Source organism: Flavobacterium sp. FPG59 (assembly GCF_002150205.1).
Taxonomy (GTDB): domain Bacteria; phylum Bacteroidota; class Bacteroidia; order Flavobacteriales; family Flavobacteriaceae; genus Flavobacterium.
This window is the reverse complement of record NZ_MTCA01000360.1, coordinates 1-1,532: the sequence shown is the minus strand read 5'-3', so window position 1 is coordinate 1,532 and position 1,532 is coordinate 1. Positions and strand designations below refer to the sequence as shown.

Genomic DNA, 1,532 nt, shown 5'->3' with positions numbered 1-1,532 from the left:
TTTTCAATCTAATACTAAAAATACTATTTTGCCAAAATGGATTCAGATGTCAGTACGTTCAATTCTATCATGCATTGCTTCATCATTTGAAACGTTCTTTCAATATCATTATCTAAACCTATTGAAAATCGAATCAAGCCATCAGTCAATCCCATTTCTATTTGTTCTTCCATTGGAATTTCGCTTGAAGTTGATGTTCCTGGTGCGCTAAATAAAGTTTTATAAAATCCTAGACTCACAGCTAGGTAACCTAAGTTTTTTTCTTGCATTAATTCCATCAAGGCATTTGCTTTTTCTAAAGTACCTACATCAAGCGTCATCATACCTCCAAAACCATACTCATGATTAATCATAGACGAATATAATTCATGACTAGGGTGACTTTTTAAACCAGGATAAACCGTTTTTAACCCTTCATTTTCAAAACGTTCGGCTAGATACATAGCATTGTAACTGTGTTGTTTCATTCTTATGTGAAGCGTTCTCAAGTTTTTCATCACACTAGCTGAACGCAAACTATCCATTGTAGGTCCTAATAACATACTGGCTCCACTATTTACATTTTTTAAGCTATTGATAAATTCTTGCGATGCACACGTTACACCTCCCACAGTATCACTACTGCCATTAATGTATTTTGTTAAACTATGAATCACAATATCAGCGCCTAATTTTGCAGGAGAAACAGATAAAGGCGAAAAAGTATTATCAACAACTAGTGTTAAGTTGTATTTTTTAGCAATCAAAGAAAGTCCTTTTATATCCGCTACTTCAAGTAACGGGTTACTCACGGTTTCACAATATAGAACTTTTGTATCTGGAGTTATAGCAGCTTCTATAACATCTAGTTTTGTAATATCAACAAAGGTTGTTTTGATGCCTAATCTTGGAGTGAAATTCTTCAAGAAAGCATACGTACCACCATAAATTGTTCTGCTCGAAACAATGTGATCACCAGTTCCACAAAGTTGCAATAAGGTAGGTGTAATAGCTCCCATTCCCGATGCCGAAACATTTGCCGACTCTGTTCCTTCCATAGCAGCTAAGGCTTTGTCTAAGTATAAATTACTTGGTGAGGAATGACGAGAATACAAGTAGCAACCTTCCATATTTCCTTCAAACGTATCGAACATGGTTTTTGCCGAAAGAAAGGTATAGGTTGAGGAATCAGAAATCGATGGATTTACACCTCCAAATTCTCCAAAATACTGTAAATCTTGAATGTTATCTGCGGGATTGAAATTTTTCATAAGTTTTTTTTTGAAGCTATTCCTGCTATTCGCTATATCTTTTATTCGCTGAGGCGCATAAAAGGATGTCGCTTCTATCAGGGCTAGGGGATTACGGTTTTAAGATTAATTCTATTTCAAATTAACAGTGTTCTAGATTAATAATCAATATTACTCGTTAATTTTAGATTTTTAAACTATAAAAAGCATTAAACGGTATTAAATTTTCTAATTTAGCATCAAAAATAGGATTGGTATAGATTTTTTTTCATTTATAAATTTCAAGAATATGATTTTAGATGC

1 protein-coding gene is annotated in these 1,532 nt (G+C 33.6%); it reads right to left on the bottom strand.

Features of this window, described 5'->3' with window-relative positions; all coding sequences use genetic code 11:
* Nucleotides 1-23 precede the first annotated feature (23 nt).
* On the bottom strand, nucleotides 24-1,250 hold the full coding sequence (locus tag FPG59_RS15960; RefSeq protein WP_086455518.1) for an aminotransferase class I/II-fold pyridoxal phosphate-dependent enzyme: 1,227 nt from the start codon (nucleotides 1,248-1,250) through the stop codon (nucleotides 24-26).
* Nucleotides 1,251-1,532 lie beyond the last annotated feature (282 nt).